Annotated in this window: 1 protein-coding gene; it reads left to right on the top strand. The window is 60.9% G+C overall.

Translation table 11 applies throughout. The features are described from left to right. The coding region (locus EDE09_RS27950) for a dihydroxy-acid dehydratase (RefSeq protein ID WP_245505264.1) at positions 1-1,148 on the top strand (1,148 nt) is incomplete at both ends.

The following is a 1,148-nucleotide window of genomic DNA, read 5'->3' on the forward strand; positions in this document are numbered from 1 at the left end:
AGGAAAACTTACGAGCAACTGCGCTCGGCGCGATGGATGATGCCTGACGATCAGCGTTCTTTCGGCCATCGATCACGAACCATGCAGATGGGCTATGCGCCGGAGGATTGGCAGGGCAAGCCGATCATCGCCATTATCAACACCTGGTCCGACGCCCAGCCATGCCACATGCATTTCCGTGAGCGTGTCGAGTGGGTGAAGCGGGGCGTCCTGCAGTCGGGCGGTTTTCCCATGGAGCTGCCGGCTCTTTCCCTTTCCGAAAACTTCGTCAAGCCGACCACCATGCTCTACCGCAATATGCTGGCGATGGAGACTGAAGAGCTGCTGCGTAGCCACCCGATTGATGGCGCTGTGCTGATGGGTGGTTGCGACAAGACCACGCCGGGTCTCGTCATGGGCGCGGTCAGCATGGGGATTCCCTTTATCTATCTCCCCGCGGGTCCCATGCTCCGCGGCAACTACGCCGGCAAGACGCTCGGCTCCGGCACCGATGGCTTCAAATATTGGGACGAGCGGCGCGCCGGCACTCTCACTCAGGAAGAATGGCAGGGCATCGAGGGCGGGATCGCCCGCAGTTACGGCCATTGCATGACGATGGGGACGGCCTCGACGATGACGGCTATCGCCGAGGCGATGGGGCTGACTTTGCCCGGCGCATCCTCCATTCCGGCCGCCGATGCCAACCATCAGCGGATGTCGGCGGCCTGTGGTCGCCGCATCGTCGACATGGTCTGGGAAGATCTGACGCCGGACCAAATCATCACTCCGGCGGCCGTCGACAACGCGGTCACCGTTGCCATGGCTACCGGTTGCTCCACCAATGCGATCATTCACTTGATCGCCATGGCCCGCCGGGCGGGTGTTCCGCTGGAACTGGATGATCTCGATCGCATCGGGCGCACGACGCCGGTCATTGCCAATATCCGGCCTTCCGGTTCGACCTATCTGATGGAGGACTTCTTTTATGCAGGTGGCTTGCGTGCCCTGATGAAGCAGCTCGGGGACAAGCTGGACCCGACGGCAATTACCGTCACCGGAAAGCCGCTGGTGGAAGGCCTCGATCAGGTGAAGATCTATAATGACGACGTCATCCGTCCACTATCGAACCCGGTCTATCATGAGGGTTCGCTTGCAGTGCTCAAGGGGAA

It is taken from the genome of Neorhizobium sp. S3-V5DH (assembly GCF_004343065.1).
Lineage (GTDB): Bacteria > Pseudomonadota > Alphaproteobacteria > Rhizobiales > Rhizobiaceae > Neorhizobium > Neorhizobium huautlense.